This window comes from Peribacillus sp. QJM3NY_7 (genome assembly GCF_056173225.1).
The window spans coordinates 568827-586874 of the sequence record NZ_CM149663.1; the positions used below are offsets into that span (position 1 = coordinate 568827).

General features: G+C 42.1%; 14 protein-coding genes. 8 read left to right on the forward strand and 6 right to left on the reverse strand.

Annotated elements, in window-relative coordinates; genetic code table 11:
- Positions 1–172: 172 nt before the first annotated feature.
- The 7 genes from AC0VX1_RS02775 to AC0VX1_RS02805 all read left to right on the forward strand — a co-directional run bounded on the left by AC0VX1_RS02775 (position 173) and on the right by AC0VX1_RS02805 (position 8708).
- Complete coding sequence (locus AC0VX1_RS02775; RefSeq protein ID WP_475469777.1) at positions 173–2227, forward strand: carbon starvation CstA family protein; 2055 nt, start codon at positions 173–175, stop codon at positions 2225–2227.
- Between the two features lie 13 nt (positions 2228–2240).
- Positions 2241–2444, forward strand: coding sequence for a YbdD/YjiX family protein (locus tag AC0VX1_RS02780; RefSeq protein WP_063577455.1), 204 nt, complete (start codon positions 2241–2243; stop codon positions 2442–2444).
- Positions 2445–2739: 295 nt separating this feature from the next.
- Positions 2740–3954, forward strand: coding sequence for an ammonium transporter (locus AC0VX1_RS02785; RefSeq protein ID WP_063577454.1), 1215 nt, complete (start codon positions 2740–2742; stop codon positions 3952–3954).
- Between the two features lie 14 nt (positions 3955–3968).
- A complete protein-coding gene (locus tag AC0VX1_RS02790; RefSeq protein ID WP_048685015.1) occupies positions 3969–4331 on the forward strand; it encodes a P-II family nitrogen regulator in 363 nt (120 codons plus the stop codon).
- A 567-nt stretch (positions 4332–4898) separates the two neighbouring features.
- The gene (locus AC0VX1_RS02795; RefSeq protein ID WP_057278591.1) at positions 4899–5549 is read left to right on the forward strand and encodes a LytTR family DNA-binding domain-containing protein; all 651 of its coding nucleotides are present in this window, start codon (positions 4899–4901) and stop codon (positions 5547–5549) included.
- 131 nt (positions 5550–5680) lie between these two features.
- A complete protein-coding gene (locus tag AC0VX1_RS02800) occupies positions 5681–7207 on the forward strand; it encodes an acetyl-CoA hydrolase/transferase family protein (RefSeq protein ID WP_413009576.1) in 1527 nt (508 codons plus the stop codon).
- 394 nt (positions 7208–7601) lie between these two features.
- Positions 7602–8708 carry an AI-2E family transporter gene (locus AC0VX1_RS02805; protein ID WP_063577452.1) on the forward strand — a complete coding sequence of 369 codons (1107 nt, stop codon included), beginning with the start codon at positions 7602–7604 and terminating at the stop codon, positions 8706–8708.
- Positions 8709–8763: 55 nt separating this feature from the next.
- Here AC0VX1_RS02805 and AC0VX1_RS02810 read toward each other — a convergent pair whose 3' ends face one another.
- The 5 genes from AC0VX1_RS02810 to AC0VX1_RS02830 all read right to left on the reverse strand — a co-directional run bounded on the left by AC0VX1_RS02810 (position 8764) and on the right by AC0VX1_RS02830 (position 15218).
- Positions 8764–10182, reverse strand: a complete 1419-nt coding sequence (locus AC0VX1_RS02810; RefSeq protein ID WP_475469782.1) for an NAD-dependent succinate-semialdehyde dehydrogenase — start codon at positions 10180–10182, stop codon at positions 8764–8766.
- A gap of 210 nt (positions 10183–10392) precedes the next feature.
- Positions 10393–11661 (reverse strand): dicarboxylate/amino acid:cation symporter, encoded by a 1269-nt coding sequence (locus AC0VX1_RS02815; RefSeq protein WP_057278594.1) that lies wholly within the window; start codon positions 11659–11661, stop codon positions 10393–10395.
- Between the two features lie 221 nt (positions 11662–11882).
- On the reverse strand, positions 11883–12803 hold the full coding sequence (locus AC0VX1_RS02820; protein ID WP_475469784.1) for a ketopantoate reductase family protein: 921 nt from the start codon (positions 12801–12803) through the stop codon (positions 11883–11885).
- Positions 12804–12950: 147 nt separating this feature from the next.
- Positions 12951–13514, reverse strand: a complete 564-nt coding sequence (locus tag AC0VX1_RS02825; RefSeq protein ID WP_063577450.1) for a 3D domain-containing protein — start codon at positions 13512–13514, stop codon at positions 12951–12953.
- 639 nt (positions 13515–14153) lie between these two features.
- Entirely contained in the window at positions 14154–15218 is a 1065-nt protein-coding gene (locus tag AC0VX1_RS02830) for a M20 family metallopeptidase (RefSeq protein ID WP_106027531.1), read from the reverse strand.
- A 162-nt stretch (positions 15219–15380) separates the two neighbouring features.
- On the opposite strand from AC0VX1_RS02830, the gene AC0VX1_RS02835 reads away from it, so the two are divergent.
- A complete protein-coding gene (locus AC0VX1_RS02835; protein WP_048685038.1) occupies positions 15381–15887 on the forward strand; it encodes a general stress protein in 507 nt (168 codons plus the stop codon).
- Between the two features lie 50 nt (positions 15888–15937).
- On the opposite strand, the gene AC0VX1_RS02840 is transcribed toward AC0VX1_RS02835, so the two are convergent.
- Positions 15938–17932: a methyl-accepting chemotaxis protein gene (locus AC0VX1_RS02840; protein ID WP_475469787.1), complete on the reverse strand. Its 1995-nt coding sequence runs from the start codon at positions 17930–17932 to the stop codon at positions 15938–15940.
- Positions 17933–18048 lie beyond the last annotated feature (116 nt).

Consider the following 18048-nt stretch of genomic DNA (forward strand, 5'->3'; position numbering starts at 1 on the left):
TACAAATTGACTAAATTGCTATTGCTAAAAAACCTTACGGTAACATATAATTCAGAATATATATAAAATTCTTTAAATTTAATGGGTACGGGGAGAAATACAGCCCTGGCCCCTAATAAATGAAGGTTTTTTATAGTTGTACACTAGATCGATAGAGAGGAGATGGAAAAAAATGAAAGCGCTTAAGTCTATTATTCTTTGGGGGATCATATCTGCATTGGGTGCGGTGAGTTTTGGTTTCGTTGCGCTAAACCGGGGGGAAAGCATCAATGCCATGTGGATTGTTACTGCGGCACTCTGTGTTTATTCAATTGCATACCGCTTTTATAGTAAATTCATTGCACGGAAAGTGTTTGAGCTAGATGACAATCGCCAGACTCCATCGGAAGCGAATAATGATGGGAAAGATTATGTACCTACAAACAAATGGGTGTTGTTTGGCCACCACTTTGCAGCAATTGCCGGAGCCGGACCTCTCGTAGGCCCCATCCTTGCAGCTCAGATGGGATATTTGCCAGGGACGCTATGGCTTGTAGTCGGAGTTGTTTTGGCTGGTGCCGTACAGGATTTCATCATTCTTTTCGGTTCGATGCGCCGTAACGGCAAATCTTTGGGAGAAATGATCAAAGAGGAGATTGGACCGATTACAGGCTTGATAGCGATGGTCGGTATCCTCGGTATCATGATCATTTTACTGGCGGTACTTGCCCTGGTTGTCGTAAAAGCGCTGGTGGGCAGTCCGTGGGGAATGTTCACGATTGCCTCGACCATACCGATTGCAGTCCTTATGGGCATTTACATGCGTTATATAAGGCCGGGACGGGTTGGTGAAGGGTCGATTATCGGAATCATACTTTTGATGCTCGCGTTATATTTCGGCCGCTTTGTAGCCGAGAGCGCAACATTGGCGCCGATGTTCACTTTCGACGGGGAAACGATTGCCATCATGTTGATTGTCTATGGTTTCGTTGCCTCCGTTTTGCCAGTATGGATGTTATTGGCACCGCGTGATTATTTAAGTACATTCTTGAAAATCGGTACGATCATCGGACTTGCACTTGGTATCTTTATTGTCATGCCGAGCCTTGAAATGCCTGCCGTCACTCAATTCATCGATGGAACGGGACCTGTATTTTCCGGAAATTTATTCCCGTTCCTATTCATTACGATCGCTTGTGGAGCGGTATCGGGATTCCATGCACTCGTTTCCTCAGGTACGACTCCTAAAATGATTGAACGTGAATCGCATGCACGTCCAATCGGATACGGGGCGATGTTGACTGAATCCTTTGTAGCCATCATGGCGATGATTGCCGCCTGTGTATTGACGCCAGGTATCTATTTTGCCATTAACAGCCCGGGGGCCGTTGTGGGAACGGAACCAGCGCAAGTGGCTGCTACGATATCTGATTGGGGTTTCCTTGTGACACCTGAGATGATTACCGGCCTTGCGGACGATGTTGGGGAAGAGACCATTATATCCCGTACTGGAGGAGCTCCAACATTTGCAATCGGCATGGCCCATATCTTCTCGCAAGTGATTGGGGGGGCGTCCCTGATGGCGTTCTGGTATCATTTCGCGATACTGTTCGAGGCATTGTTCATATTGACCACCATTGATGCAGGAACCAGGGTGGGACGTTTTATGATACAGGATATCATCGGCACCTTTTACAAACCATTTGCCGAAACGAATAGATGGCTGCCTAATATAATTGCGACTGCCATTTGTGTAATCGGTTGGGGCTACTTCCTTTATCAAGGGGTCATTGATCCTCTTGGCGGAATCAATACCCTTTGGCCATTGTTTGGAATCGCGAATCAGATGCTTTCCGCCATTGCGTTGCTGCTTGGGACGACGGTCCTTTTCAAAATGGGCAAAAAAGCGTACACATGGGTCACTCTTGTGCCCACTACATTCTTGTTGATAGTGACCATGACGGCAGGGTGGCAAAAGCTGTTCCACGAAAACCCGGCAATTGGCTTTTTAGCACATAAGGATAAATTTAAAGCGGCTTATGATAGTGGGGAAGTTCTTGCTCCGGCAGCCAATCTGGCCGAGATGAAGCGGGTTATCGTCAATGATTATGTGGATGCTGCCCTATGTGCCATCTTCATGATCGTGGTGATCACGGTCCTGATTTCTGCCATTAGGTTATGGATAAAAGTCTTGAAGAACCAGAAAATAGATTTACATGAAGCGCCTTATGTATCAAGGTCGTCATAAGGGAGGGAAAGCGATGTTGAAAAGAATAATTACAATTCTCAGCTACAGAAAGCAATTCGTCAGTTTGCTCGTCGGCGTGCCAAGTTATGATACGTATGTGGCACATATGAAAAAGCATCATCCTGAAGATCCCGTGAAAACCAGGAAAGAATTTTTCTGCGAAGCCCAGGATGAACGGTATAACGCAAAGGGTGGGAAAGTGTCTCGTTGCTGTTAATGAATATTTATTGAAGGGTCCTCAATAGGAGGGCCCTTTTTTTAATGATTTTTTCGAGGGTGAAGTGGAGGGTAAAATGTGACAGACGTGGAGTCGTGAAGATGCGGAAAAGTAACTATTAAACCAATAAAATCAAATTTGCCGATCCTTTATTCTTATTGATGTTATTTAATCTAACATTTATTCTGAAAAACACAAAAATTAAGTTGAATTATTAGAAAATTAAGTATATGATAAAAAATATAACATAATAGTGTTAATAAACATAACATATATAAAAAGGGGGAAAAACAGTATGCAAATGGCAGATTCGGTATTCATGTTTTTGGCGACGATGATGGTTTGGCTAATGACACCAGGGATTGCCCTATTTTATGGAGGGATGGTAAAAAGTAAAAATGTCTTGAATACGGCAATGCATAGTTATATGCCTCTGGCTGTCATTTCTATTCTTTGGGTGCTGATTGGGTATTCATTATCATTTTCACCTGGTAATTCACTTCTGGGCGGTCTGGACTGGGTTGGTTTAAAGGATGTGGGTTTTGCACCTGGACCTTACAGCGAAACAATTCCCCATAGTTTGTTCATGTTATTCCAAATGACTTTTGCCGTTTTAACGGTCTCTATCATAGCTGGTGGCATTGCCGAACGGATGAGGTTTTCAGCATTCCTGATTTTTACGATCCTATGGTCTTTATTCGTATATGCTCCCGTTGCACACTGGGTATGGGGTGGAGGCTGGTTAGCGGAACTGGGTACACTTGACTTTGCAGGTGGCAACGTTGTTCATATATCTTCAGGGGTTGCAGGTTTGGTATTGGCAATCATGTTAGGTAAAAGGAAAGAGTCGGGGGACAGTGCGCCGCATAATCTTCCTTTAACATTTCTTGGAGGATCATTAATTTGGTTCGGTTGGTACGGCTTCAACGTCGGAAGCGCACTGACAATCAATGGAGTGGCGATGAATGTATTCGTTAATACAGCTGTTGCAGCAGCTGCTGGTATCATTGGATGGCTGATCGTCGAGTATATGGCTAATAAAAAGGCAACATTGCTGGGGGCAGTATCCGGAGCCATTTCTGGTTTGGTGGCCATTACACCCGCTTGCGGATTCGTAACGCCCGCATCATCAATCATCATCGGTGTCATCGGCGGTGCCGTTTGTTTCTGGGGCGTATTCTTCCTGAAGAATAAACTGGGTTACGACGATGCGCTTGATGCTTTCGGATTACATGGGATCGGCGGGACTTGGGGTGGCATCGCTACAGGTTTGTTCGCGACAACTTCCGTAAACGAAAGCGGTGCAAATGGTTTATTCTATGGAGATTTCAACTTGTTGTGGAAGCAGCTTGTAGCGATCATTGCGACCTATATCTTCGTTGCCGTAGTCACTTATATCGTTGCTAAAGCCATTAACCTTTTCGTACCGTTGCGTGTCAGTGAAGAAGATGAGTCAATGGGGCTTGATCTTACACTTCATGGAGAAAAAGCTTATCACGAATCAATCTAAAAGGGGGTGCCCATATGTCCGAGATTTTAACGAAAATAGAAATCATTACACGTCCTATCCAATTTGAACAATTCAAAGCGGAACTTGCGAAAATAGGGGTAAGTGGAATGACAGTATCGGAAGTAAAAGGAACGGGTCTTCAGAAAAGTTATGTGGAAACATATAGAGGCAGAAATCGTGAAATGTCATTGCATGATCGAATGAAAATCGAGATCGTCGTGTGTGAAGTGCCAGTTCAGGATGTTGTGGATGTAGCAAGGAAATTCTTGAGTACCGGTAAACCGGGTGACGGTAAAATCTTTATATATGAATTGGCGAATGTTGTGAATATCCGTACCGGTAAAGAAGGTCATGATGCGCTAAAGAATGACATCTGATGCTGTGATCAATTCCGCCGGATACAGAAGATTAAAGAAAGGGAGCTGAAAATGGGGAGACTGGTCCGAATTGTTAATGCAAAAAAACAGAAGATCGTTAATACGCTCATTTCAGAGGATGTATATCAACCTGATGACCGACCCTTTTTATTGGAATTGCCACTGAAAAACTTAGAAGAGATGTTATCACTCCGATTAAATTCCCCGTTTCAAAATCCCCCTTCAAAAAAATGACCTTTCAGCCGTTATCCTAGGGGAGAGCGGCTTTTTTGTTTGATGTCCGCTGGATTTTGATATTTAAATGTTTGTATAATAAGGAAACTTTTTTCTTGAATCCCCCATGGAAATCGGGGAGCATTCCAACTATAATGAATAAGGACATAAATTTAAATACGATTTTTTTGCTTTTTTCGACGCTTTTTGCTTAGTTACTTCAATTTTTCTTTAATTTTCCGAAAAGTGAATTCAAAAAAATGTAAGTTTACCAAAAAACTATGAATTACTTCATGAATGCCCTGCTTAAAAATAGGGGAATTATTAATATGTTCTTTTAAGGGGTGAAAGGAAATGGATCAATTTACGGTCGAATCCGTTTTAAATATCATCAGGGAGTTTGTACCGAAGGATGCTTCAATTTCTGTGGCTGATTCCGAAAAATACATTTATTATCAACCGAGCAAACAAGTGGACTTAAGAATAAAACCAGGTGATTTAATCAGTGAAAATACGGCGACATATAAAGCGCTGAGCATCCGTAAAAAAATAGGGGTGCAAGTTGAAAGTAATGTATTTGGCGTACCTTACTATGGGCTGAGTGTTCCTATCATGGACGAGGGCAACCCTTTAGGGGCGGTAACGGCCATCTTGCCGTCAAAGCCATTGATTTTACCGACATCATTCCTGACCATTAAAACAGATGATCGCTGGATACCGCTTCCATATGATGAAATTATGTATTTGGAAGCTCAAAATAGGAAAACTAAAATTCAGTCCGAACGTGTGAGTGGATTTCATAAAATGAATTTAAGTGAATTGGAATTCATTTTACCTAGTGATTTATTCATTCGTGTGCACCGTTCGTACATCGTCAATATCAACTATATACAAGAGATCCTCCCTGATTTCCATTCTACATTTTTATTGATAATGAAAGACAACTCAAAAATCCAGGTCAGTCAAACATATGCAAGTCAATTCAGGAGGGCTTTGGGGTTTTAGTGATTCTCCTTTGTGTGAAAGAAATGCTGGTTTATGCCCAATTTAAGGCTTTTCATTCGAAAATGAATGTGACGATTACACATGATTGGTAAAATTAAGTGTAAGAAAAGCGAAAAATGGGGGTCTTTTGTATGAACGAAAGCGTTTTCAAAAAAATTCGCAACGAACAATTTAAGGGGAAAGTAGTTACAGCGGAAGAAGCAGCATCATGGATTAAAAGTGGGATGAAACTCGGTATGAGTGGATTTACCCGTGCTGGTGATGCTAAAGTTATTCCGATGGCTCTAGTTGAAAGAGCTAAAACTGAAAAATTCAAAGTTGACGTTTATACTGGTGCCTCATTAGGACCGGAAGTCGACCAACATATGGCGGAAGCGGGTATCATAAATAAACGTTTGCCGTTCCAAGCGGATAAAGGCATTCGTAATAAAATCAATGCTGATGAAGTAACTTATGTGGATCAGCATTTGTCTCATACGGCTGAACAAGTTCGTCAAGGCATTGTCGGACCAATCGATTTTGCAATCATCGAAGCATTGGCGATTACGGAAGATGGATTGATCATCCCGACAACTTCTGTAGGCAACTCAGCCATATTCGTTCAAGAAGCTAAACATGTGATCATTGAATTGAACGTATCCCATCCAGAAGGATTGGAAGGGATGCATGATATATATACACCGGCTAAACAAGGGGAACGCGAACCGATTCCTATGACTAAAGCAAGTGATCGCCTAGGATCGATCGGCATTGCGGTTGATCCCGAAAAAGTAATGGGAATCGTCGTTTCTACAGATCTTGATGCACCTTCCACAATCGTGCCGCCGGATGAAGAAACTGCAACAATCGCCAACCACCTCATTAACTTCCTTCGTGGAGAAATAAAGGCTGGCCGTTTAACTGAAAGCCTTGCTCCGCTTCAGTCGGGTGTAGGTTCAGTGGCAAATGCAGTATTCGCTGGCTTCCTTGATTCTGAATTCAAAGATTTGGAAGTTTATTCAGAAGTGCTGCAAGATGCGGTATTTGATCTGATTGATGCTGGAAAGGTTAAATTCGCTTCAGGGTGTTCGATTACATTAGCTGAAGAAAAAGGGAAACAAGTTTACGGTGAGCTTGAAAAATACCGTGATAAGCTAGTTCTTCGTCCACAAGAAATATCTAATCATCCTGAAATCATCCGTCGTTTGGGCTTGATTTCAATCAATACAGCGTTAGAGTGTGATATCTATGGTAACGTAAACTCGACACATGTTTCTGGGACAAGAATGATGAATGGAATTGGCGGATCAGGAGATTTTGCCCGTAATTCACGCCTAGGAATTTTCGTAACGAAATCATATGCAAAAGGCGGCAAAATTTCCAGTATCGTTCCTTTCGTTTCTCATGTGGATCATACTGAACATGATGTGGACGTATTAGTGACAGAGCAAGGGATCGCTGATTTACGTGGCTTGGCACCAAAAGAGCGCGTAGAGTTAATCATAGAAAACTGTGCTCATCCTGATTACCGACCACAGCTACGTGCATACTTCACTGAAGCTGTTGCGCAAACGGGCGGGCATCAAACTCCGCACATTCTTGAAAAAGCATTTTCATGGCATACGAACCTAGCTAAAAACGGTACGATGCTTGAAGCGGTTCTTCAAGATCAAAAATAAGACTCAAAACCCCGCCAATAAAAAGCGGGGTTTTTTTATTGGGTCCGTGTCCGGAATAGGTGAAAACCAATGAATCTTTCGTCATCAATGGAATATTGAAAAGTAAATAGATTATTTCTCCTAAGTAATTTGTATGGTGTTTCCTATTGATTCTTTTTCCTGCGACAAATAACAGATTTAAAGTGTAAAATGATGCTTAACCATCAAAAAGTTAGGGAACTGTATCTTTAGGCTTTTTTCTATTATTTTTATATATAATTATTCATCCAAGTTATAGAAATATGGTAAACTGCTAACAATGAATGATTATCATACATAGGATTTTTCGCATTTATGATGTTGTTTCCTTAGAAATAGGGAGTTAAATAGAATTGCTTATAGTGGAGGAGATAATTTGTTCAAGCAAAAACTGCATTTTTGGACGTTAGAGTTATTACTATTGTCTTTACTTTTTTATGTTGGTACAAAGATTTCTTTTCTTTTTGAACCAATAGTCATTTTTACATCTACATTGTTCTTTCCAATCTTGATTTCGGGTTTTCTCTACTTCCTGTTCAATCCCACTGTTGATTTCCTCGTTAAAAGAAGAGTGCCAAGGGGATTGGCGATTTTATTGCTTTACGTATTTTTCCTTGGGTTGATTAGTTTACTGGTCGGTCTGGTTGGCCCGTCACTTTCCAAACAGGTTACGGATTTACTCAATAACCTTCCGGATTATTTCAATCAAACAAGGAAGTTCATTGAAGACTCAGCGGAGTCAAAATGGTTTTTATGGACGGTGGAACAAGATTATGTACCTCTGCAAGAAGTAGGGGATTCGCTGCAAAAATATTTGACGAACTTACCTAGTAATATAACGAACAGTTTAACTTCCGTTTTCAGCGTGGTGACGAATATCACTTTAGTTGTCGTAACGGTTCCTTTCATCCTGTTTTATATGTTGAAGGATGGGGATAAGCTTCCGGCCGCCATTATGAAATTCGTACCGGTTCGCTATAGAAAACCAGCTTTAACAGTACTTCAGGAAACTGGCGGGACGCTTACTACATACATACAAGGGCAGATGCTTGTTTGCATGTTTGTCGGGATCGGAACGTTCATCGGATATCTAATCATTGGGTTGCCTTATGCGTTCTTATTCGCGCTGATTGGCGCTGTAACCAATATCATTCCATATGTAGGTCCGTTTATCGGAGCCGCTCCTGCCGTCATTGTGGCGTTGATCCATTCACCGACAGAGGCATTATTGGTCATTCTGGTTGTAACGGTCATTCAGCAATTGGATGGTAATTTCATTTCACCGTTAGTCATCGGGAAGAAATTGAACACACATCCGCTTACCATCATCATCCTATTGCTTGTCGCCGGAAACATTGCCGGTATCATCGGCATGATTTTGGCGGTTCCTACTTACTCTGTTGTTAAAACGATTGTATTGAATATCGTAAAATTCATCAGGATCCGAAAAGAGGAAAAGCTTGAAGAAGATATATTGGAATGAAAAAACGGGTCAGACTCAATTGAGTCGGGCCCGTTTTCTTATTGGGGTAAATAGGTCACAAACCTAAGGAAATATATTTTACTTCCAGGAATTCTTCGATGCCCTGGTGTCCGCCTTCACGGCCGAGTCCGCTTTGCTTGAATCCGCCGAATGGAGCTTGCGGAACGGAAGGAAGTCCATCGTTCAAGCCAACAATACCGAATTCAAGTGCCTCGGTGAATTTGATGCCCTTTGTGATGTTTTCAGTGAAGACGTAAGCTGCCAAACCGAAGATGGAGTCATTTGCCCTCTTGATTGCCTCTTCATCAGTCTTAAAGGAGGCAATGGGAGCTAGTGGACCAAATGTTTCTTCCTTCATGCAGAGCATGCTGTCATCAATGTTGGACAATACAGTCGGTTCAAGAAAAAGGCCGCTTATTGATTTACCGCCAGCTTCGAGCTTAGCGCCGCTGCTGATTGCTTCATCAATTTGTTTTTGAACCTTATCCACTGCATTTTGATCGATAAGCGGACCGATATCGACGCCATCTTCCAGTCCATTTCCTACCTTTAGTTCCTTGACCTTGGCAACGAGCTTTTCGATGAAGGCCTCTTGAATGGCTTCGTGGACATAAATGCGATTTGAACAGACGCATGTTTGTCCTGCGTTACGGAACTTTGAACTGATGATGCCATCAACCGCTTTATTAAGGTCGGCATCCTCAAGAACGATTGCTGGTGCGTGACCTCCGAGTTCTAGCGAGATTTTCTTTACCGTGTCTGCGGAGCCCCTCATCAGGGTTTTGCCGACATCTGTAGAACCGGTAAACGTCAATTTACGAACCCTCGTATCTTGAAGCCAAGTTTCGCCGATTTCTGAGGATTTTCCTGTCACGACGTTGATGACCCCTTTTGGAATGCCAGCTTTTTCGGCTAATTCAGCCATTTTTAAAGCTGTTATGGGAGTCAGGTTTGCCGGTTTAATGACGACTGTACAGCCGACGGCAAGCGCTGGTGCCACTTTTCTTGTAATCATGGCTGCAGGAAAGTTCCAAGGCGTAATGACAGCTACAACTCCGACAGGCTGTTTAGTAACGAAAAGCCGCTTATTGGACACGGAAGCAGGAATCGTTTCGCCGTACACCCTTTTTCCTTCTTCGGCAAACCAAGATAAAAAGCCATTGGCATATGTCATTTCACCAAGAGCTTCTTTAAGGGGCTTTCCTTGCTCTTCAGTCATGATTTTTGCCAGTTCTTCTTTATGATCATCAATCAATCGATGCCATTTCCAAATTAGTTCAGCACGTTCGTAGACTGAGAGTGCAGCCCAGCCCGTAAAGGCTTCATATGCGGCATCTGCAGCCTTCGCCGCTTCAATTGCACCGCCTTTAGGAACGGTGGCAACTACTTCATCCGTTGCCGGGTTTCTCACTTCAATTTTATCCAATCCAAAATCCGACCACTCACCGTTAATAAATAATCCGTAATCCTTCATGATAAAACCTCCTAATTTGGTTAAATCCATCAAACTACTAAACTTCTAACTTTATACTTTTACCTGTTACATAAAAGTATAAACACTTTTCAGTGATTCTGAAATTTATTTGTTTGGCTATTTATAGAAAATTGGCTATTCGTTGCTAGAAAGGGAGGAATACACAAAAAAAAGAGGTGCAAGCTGCACACCTCTTCATTCAAGGTTCGATTATTTTTCCGATGAAACAGCCACTTCATTCATATCATCTGAGATGGCTTGGTTTGGATTGAATTCACCTTCTGATTTAGAAATGACCACCGTAGCGACACTGTTACCGATTAGATTTGTGATGGCGCGTGCTTCTGACATGAAGCGGTCGACTCCAAGCAGTAATGCCATTCCTTCAACTGGAATCATTGGGAAGGCAGCTAATGTTGCAGCAAGTGTGATGAAACCGGATCCCGTTACACCGGCAGCACCTTTGGATGTTAACATCAAGATCCCTAGAAGGGTCAATTCCTGCCAGATGCTTAAATCGACACCATAGGCTTGGGCGATGAAAATCGCAGCCATGGATAAGTAGATGGAAGTGCCATCAAGGTTGAAAGAATAACCGGTTGGGACAACCAAACCGACTACCGATTTTGAGCAACCGTATTTTTCGAGTTTTTTCATCACGCTTGGCAGGGCGGATTCCGATGAGGAGGTTCCTAAAACTAAGAGGATCTCTTCTTTTATATAGGCAATGAACTTGAAAATATTAAAGCCATACATTTTTGCAATTGAGCCAAGGATAAGAACGATGAAAAGTGCCATTGTGATATAAACACTGCCCATTAATTGTCCTAACGAGGATAAAGAACCAAGGCCAAACTTACCGATTGTATAAGCCATTGCTCCAAATGCGGCTAATGGAGAAACTTTCATGATCATACCGACGATGCCGAAGAAAATGTCGGCAATATGCTGAAAGAAAGAAACGACTGGCTGCACTCTCGGTCCCATTGCTGCCATCGATAATCCGAATAATACGGCAAAGAATAGAATAGGTAGTAAGTCTCCGCCAGCCAGTGCGGCAACGGCATTATCAGGAATGATATTAGAAATGAAAGCAACGGCGCCATGTTCCGTTTCGGAAGCGGCTGTCGTATATTGTGATACATCTCCGCCCTCGACTGAATCGATGTTAAAGCCTTTACCAGGTCCCAGCAGATTGACCACGATGATTCCGATGGCAAGTGCGAAAGTGGTAACGATTTCAAAATAAAGCAGGGCCTTTCCGCCGATGCGGCCAACCTTTTTCATATCACCCATACCGCCGATTCCGATTACGACGGTTAAGAAGATGATTGGTGCGATGACCATTTTAATCATTTTAATAAATAAATCAGCCAATATCTTTAGTTGTTCACCGAAAGCAGGGAAGAAGAAACCGACTGTTATACCCAGAATGATACCGATGATGACCTGAACTGTTAAATTTTTTAATATTTTCAAGGGGCATTCTCCTTTGTTATATGATAACGCTTTCTTAACTTGATAATAGTGTAACAGAAGAAAGAATCAGAATATTCTTTTGGTGATATTGTTTTCTTTTTGTTCTTTTTGGTCTTGGGGATTTTGAATAACTGAAGAGGAATTAAAAGTGAAGATTAGGATATAAAGAGATTACTAAGCCGTAAAAAAAAATACCGGTGGAGAACCGGTATTGGCGAAAATCAATTTTCAAATGGTTTTATTAGTGCATATAGGGTTCCGATCACAGGAAGTTTCAAACCGACCTTGTCGGCTAGGCGCAGTGCACCGCCCTGTAAATGTTCCACTTCGAGGGTTAGGCCCTTCCGGCGGTCCTGGTGCATCGAAGAGGTGGATTCATCAGGTAAGCCTGCCATGTTTTCCAACGCTTGAGCAATATTCTCCACAGTAATTCCGACGTCATAAGCATTTGCAAGCTCCTTCATTTCAACAAGGACCTTTTCTAGCAATCCATTGGTTTCCGGGTATCTCCGTATCGTGCCGATAGGGAGGTTCGATGCTGTTGTCACACCGGAAAACGCGGTGATGAACATGTATTTGATCCACATCCTGATCAATATGTTTTCCGTTCTGCTTACCTTCATGATAGCTGATCCCGCCGCCTGTCCGAATTCATCACATATCTTTTTTTGTGACGGATGAAGCGGGCCATAGATTAAATCGTGATTTTCATTGGAGTGAATGACATGCCCTTTTTCATTAAGGGTGGCGATGATGAAGGCACTTCCTCCTAAGACGGCTTCATCGCCCAGCGCCTCCTGTAAAATGGATATATGCTCCAATCCATTCAAAAGCGGGAGAACCTTTGCGCCCTTTTCAACAAGCACCTTTAAATCTGTAAGGGTGCCTTGCAGATGCTGGCCTTTTACGGCGAGAATCACGAGGTCGACCTTTTCGATGTCATTTACATTCTCTGTGATATGAAGGTCGTTGAATTGGTAGTTTCCATGTGGGCTGGTTATGCTGATCCCGTTTTCCTTCAATTGTTTGGCGCGGTTTTTTCGGACAAGGTATTGAACATCCTGTCCGGTCTGCTGCAACCTGCCCCCAAAGTAGGAGCCCAGTGCCCCGGCCCCTATAATGACAATATTCAAAGCGTACACCTCTCTTTTGATTAAGATGTACTAATCATAACATTGACTGAAATTTCAGTAAATATTTCCGTTTGAAGGTCAACTGGTTGTTTAGATGTTTGTAAGAATGGGAAAAACAAAAGACCAGCCTGAAAGGTTTCAGGCTGGTGCTTATCATTATTTATAGATTTTTACTTTAACGGTTTTTCTGCCCCAATTGATAGCTTTTGAGTGAGAAGAGTAGAAGACGTCAATTTTATTCCCTTTGATTGCGCCGCCTTTATCTGCCGCAATGGCATCCCCGTATCCTTCTACATGAACTTTTGTTCCTAGTGGAATGACCTTAGGGTCGACCGAGATGGCTTTTACGTTAGGGTTTTTCTTTAAGTTAAGACCAGATGCTGTAATCCCGCTGCAGCCTTTGCAGTTCGCAGTGTAAGCTGTTGCCTTCACCGTGATCGTTTTATATTTCTTGGATGATGATGATGTTTTTGCTTTAGCTTTAGGTTTAGCAGAGGTCGATGTTTTCTTGACCTTTAAAACTTGTTTTGGATGGATGTTATCTTTTTTCAGGTTGTTCCAACTTTTGAGTTGATTGACTGTTATATTATGTTTATTGGCGATACCCCATAGTGTGTCGCCGCTTTTAACTTTGTATGTAGTAGTAGCAGCCGATGAAACTCCGGAAAAACTAAATACCAAAAAGAAAGCAGTGAATAGTGGAAGTAGTATTTTTTTCAAAATGAATAGTCTCCTTTGTTTTAAATCGTAGATTTAGAATAACAGGTCTTTATGACAATAATGTTTCGGTGGAATAGTAATTGTGTTACAAAAAGGTTTCCCTTGATAAATAAATGTAATATAAACTAGGTCAAAAGTACTTATCTGTTAAATGTAAATATATTATTTATTATGTCAGTATAAGCGTATTTTTGTTAAACAGTGTTGATGTAATGGCGTATCCTGTTTAATTAGGTAATATATGGATGTGAAATCCCTGGTTTTAAAGTCCTGTATATTTTGTAAAAAAACAACGTAATATTAGACGATTGAATGCTGTTTATTTTAGTAGGAGAGGATATGCGGAACATGGAAAAAGCCGACATCTATGTGATGTCGGCTCAAACCTGTAGACAAAATCGATGAAAATCGAGTTTGTCTAAGTTGAGAGCTTGTTAAAATTCGAACATTGATTTCCACTCCAGGCACTCTCTTTCCTCGGGCGGTCCGGGAGCCTCCTCGGCGCCTTTGCGGCTGTGGGGTCTTCCTTGGACGCGCTTTTCCCGCAGGAGTCTCGCACCTTTTGTTTCAATCAACTTTGTTTTTAAAATGTAGATAGACTTCTTTTTGTCTATATGCAGGCTTTTTTCATGATTTGGCTTAATGTAAAACAAATTCAGAAGCGAAATCGACCAGCATTTTTTGATAGACTGCTACTGATTCAAGATTGACGCATTCCCTATCTCCATGCCAGTTCTCGCCTTTTGGTCCGAATTCAATCGCTGGGATATCATATGCCGCAAAAAAGACGGTATCTGCGGAGCCATGTTGTCCGAAAATGACAGCGTCTTGCTTGGTGTTTCTTTCGATAATCGGTCGGAGCAAAGTGATGAATGGGTCTGATTCTTCGGTTTTTACAGGTTTACTGTACATATTAAGGTGAACATTTTTTCCTGTCACACTTTCGATCTGAGCAATGATATCTTCCATTGTTTGCGTAGGAAGATAACGAATATCAAGACTTAGCAAACAAGCATCCGGTACCTTATTATAGACATCCCCGCCTTTTATTTTTGCTAGGTTAAGTGAAGGGGAAGAGTAAAGGGGAGTATGATCCCGGGTGAATGGAAGTTCCTTTATTTTTTGATAGAGATCATAGGCCTTTTCAATTGCATTCACGCCTTCCCATGGACGGCTTCCATGTGCAGATTTGCCGGATACTTCAATATCGAGACGAAGGGCACCCTTTGCCTGGAGTCCGATTCCCAATTGCGTCGGTTCAGCACAAATTACAAAGTCCCCCCGATAACCATGTTTCGCTAAATATCCGGAACAGTTCAACCCGCCAATCTCTTCATCCGATACGATCTGTAGCTGGATTTTTAAACCTAAGTCCTTATCTTTCAGTTCGGTAAATGCACACATCATCCCTGCAACCCCAGCTTTCATATCGGCTGTTCCGCGTCCATATAAATTTCCTTCATGAACCTCAGGGAAAAATTGATCCGGCGTACCGCTGACAACATCGACATGGCCATTCCAAATTAGGGTTTTATCTCCGCTGCCAATCTCGCTAACAAGCATTTTATAACCGTTATTTACGATCACATTCACGGTAAGTCCTTGATCTTTAAGCCAGTCCGCACAGTAATCTACCGCTTGGTTGGCTCCTTCTTTCGATGAACTGTCGATGGATACTAAATCTTTAAGTAACTCGATGAGCAAAAAGAAAACCTCCTAAAATATGCATACTACTATTATATATACCCTTTCTGAGTAAGGGTTAACTCGAAAATATTTTCCTGTTAAATAACGTTTAGCATTTTCATCCCCTGGGGTATGTAAAGGGGGAGCGACAATTTACATTCTTTAAGGAGGATGATAGATATGGATAAACGTATAATTGGTGTATATGAAACTGGAGAAGAAGCCATAAAGGCTGTTGAGTCATTACAGGCCCAAGGGTATAATCGTGAAGATATTTCAGTGGTAGCTAAAGATAAAGAAGAATTAAATGCAGTGAATGAAGAAACGGGTACAAAAGTTGAAGAGGGGCTCGCAGCTGGTGCGGCGACTGGAGGCATTTTGGGCGGTGCTGCCGGATTATTGGCAGGTGTGGGTGCGTTGGCGATTCCGGGAATCGGGCCGGTACTGGCTGCTGGACCGCTTGCTGCAACATTAGCCGGAGCGGCTGTAGGCGCTGGAACAGGAGGATTGGCCGGTACATTAATCGGAATGGGCATACCTGAAGACGAAGCGAATCGTTATGAAGCGGATGTAAAGAGCGGCAAATTGCTTGTGTTAGTCGATTCGGATGCTAGAAAATCCAGTTCTTCTTACTCGGGAATAACCGAAACCGATGAAACGCTGACGAATGGCAGAAGAACTCTATAAGTCGTACTTTTAAAAAGGACGGTTCCCTTAGGGGGCCGTCCTTTTTTTGATTAGAATGTGAATTTCTTTATTTCTTTGTGCATTTCCTGGGATAGGGCATCCAATTCACTAGCCAGGGCATTTAATTGTTCCATGGAAGCATTCGTTTGTTCTGCGGAAGCTGATACTTCTTCAGTTCCTGCCGCAGTTTCCTGACTGATTGAATTTAATTTTTCTGCATTGCCCGCCATCCGTGTGACCTCGTTTACCATATCGTTCATCATCTCTTTTATTTCGTCAAAATTGCTGAATGTGGTCGTGATGATGGATGCAATGTGACTGAAAGCATTTTCCGTATCCGTTACAGAAGTATCCTGAAGATGGATTTTTTGATTGACTTGACCAATCAAATGAACGGTATTGGTTGTATCTGTTTGCATGGTTTGAATGATTTCAGAGATTTCTTTCAGTGATTTTTCCGTTTGTTCGGCCAATTTCTTCACTTCATCTGCAACAACAGCAAACCCTTTTCCGTGTTCACCAGCCCTCGCTGCTTCGATGGCAGCATTCAGGGCGAGTAAATTCGTTTGTCCTGCAATCCCGCTTATGGTTTTTACGATCGCACTGATATCATTGGATCGTGCATCCAATGATTTGACTGCCGTGCTCATCTTATTGGATATCTGGGACGTTTCATTGAATTGTTGTTTCAGGCCTTGTACTTGAGTGATTCCGTTTTCGGAAGCCTTGAACATATTTTCGGATTCCGTGGCCATTTTTCCCGTTTGCGCCTCAAGATCATTGATTTTGTCAGCCAATAGCTTTACGGCCATTTCGTTATTCTGCCCGACTTCGATTTGATCTATGGCACCGGCTGCTATTTGTTCCATCGTCATGGCCACTTCGTTAGCTGCCGCTGAATTTTCATCGGCGCTGGCCACTAGCGTCATGGAGGAATCCGATACTTTATCGGAAAGGTTGTTGACAACCCCTAACATATGACTCATATTCCTGGTCATTAAGCTGATGTCTTCTGCAAGTTGGCCAAGCTCATCTTTTCTGGAAATGGAATTCCAGGAGGTGAAATCGCCGTCAGCCATTTTCCGTATGGATTCCTGCAGCTTTTTAATGGGATTCGTTAAAGAACGGGTGATGAAGATGGCAGATAGTGCAGTGACGGTAAAGACAATCAACAGTGTGATGACATTTTCGACTATCATCGGGCTTGCCCGGACTTTCACTTCATTTTCCTCCATTACCCCTGCTATTCTCCATCCGGTGGTAGGATTTGTGGCGTATCCGACGATCCGGCTCTTCCCTTCAAATTCCTCGATCATTGATCCGGATTCACCTTTCATTTTTTTGAAAATATTTTCCTTTGATATATCCTGTTGAATTTTTTCCTTGTCTGGATGTGTAACGAATGACCCTTTCTGATTAAGCAAAACCGTATAGCCCGTTTCGCCGAATTTCGTTTGATTGACCATCGAGATCAATGTATCGATTGAGATGTCGACACCTAGCACGCCTATTAATTCATCACGATCATCATATATGGCCTTTGCTGCCGTAATGACAAGTTCATTCGTAGCCTGATCAGTATAAGGTTCCGTCCAAATGGTCTTGTTTTTTTGTTTTAATGCGGATTGATACCAATCCCTTTGTCTCGGATCGAAGTCAGCCGGCAAATCCGCTTTAGGGAATATTAATGTTTTTCCATCTTTCTCGGTGCCAAGGTATAGACCATTTATTTCAGAACTGCTTGACTGTGTATGGGAAAACTCATCCATTATGGATTTGGGGTTCTTATCATAAGTACTCAGGATAGGATACTTACTGATCCTATCCAATTGATTTTCCGTTTTTTGAAAGAAGGTCTCGAAAGAATCGTTTATTGACTTGACTTGCTCTTCCGTCGATCCGGTAATTTCCTGGGTCGTCAACTCGATACTATTTTTATAGCTCATGTAGGAAATGGCCATTCCGCTTATCATGATCAAAGCTAAAAAGGGAATCAATATTTGTTTTTTTAGCGAATTAAAATACCAGTCTGTCAGTCTTATCATCTGTAAAATTCTCCTTATATACTTCTAATTAATTTTGACTTCTATTTGATATTTCGGTCTTCTTTCGCTTTTTTTGAAGGGACAAGTTAGAAAATTCCAATATTAATTTTGTCGTG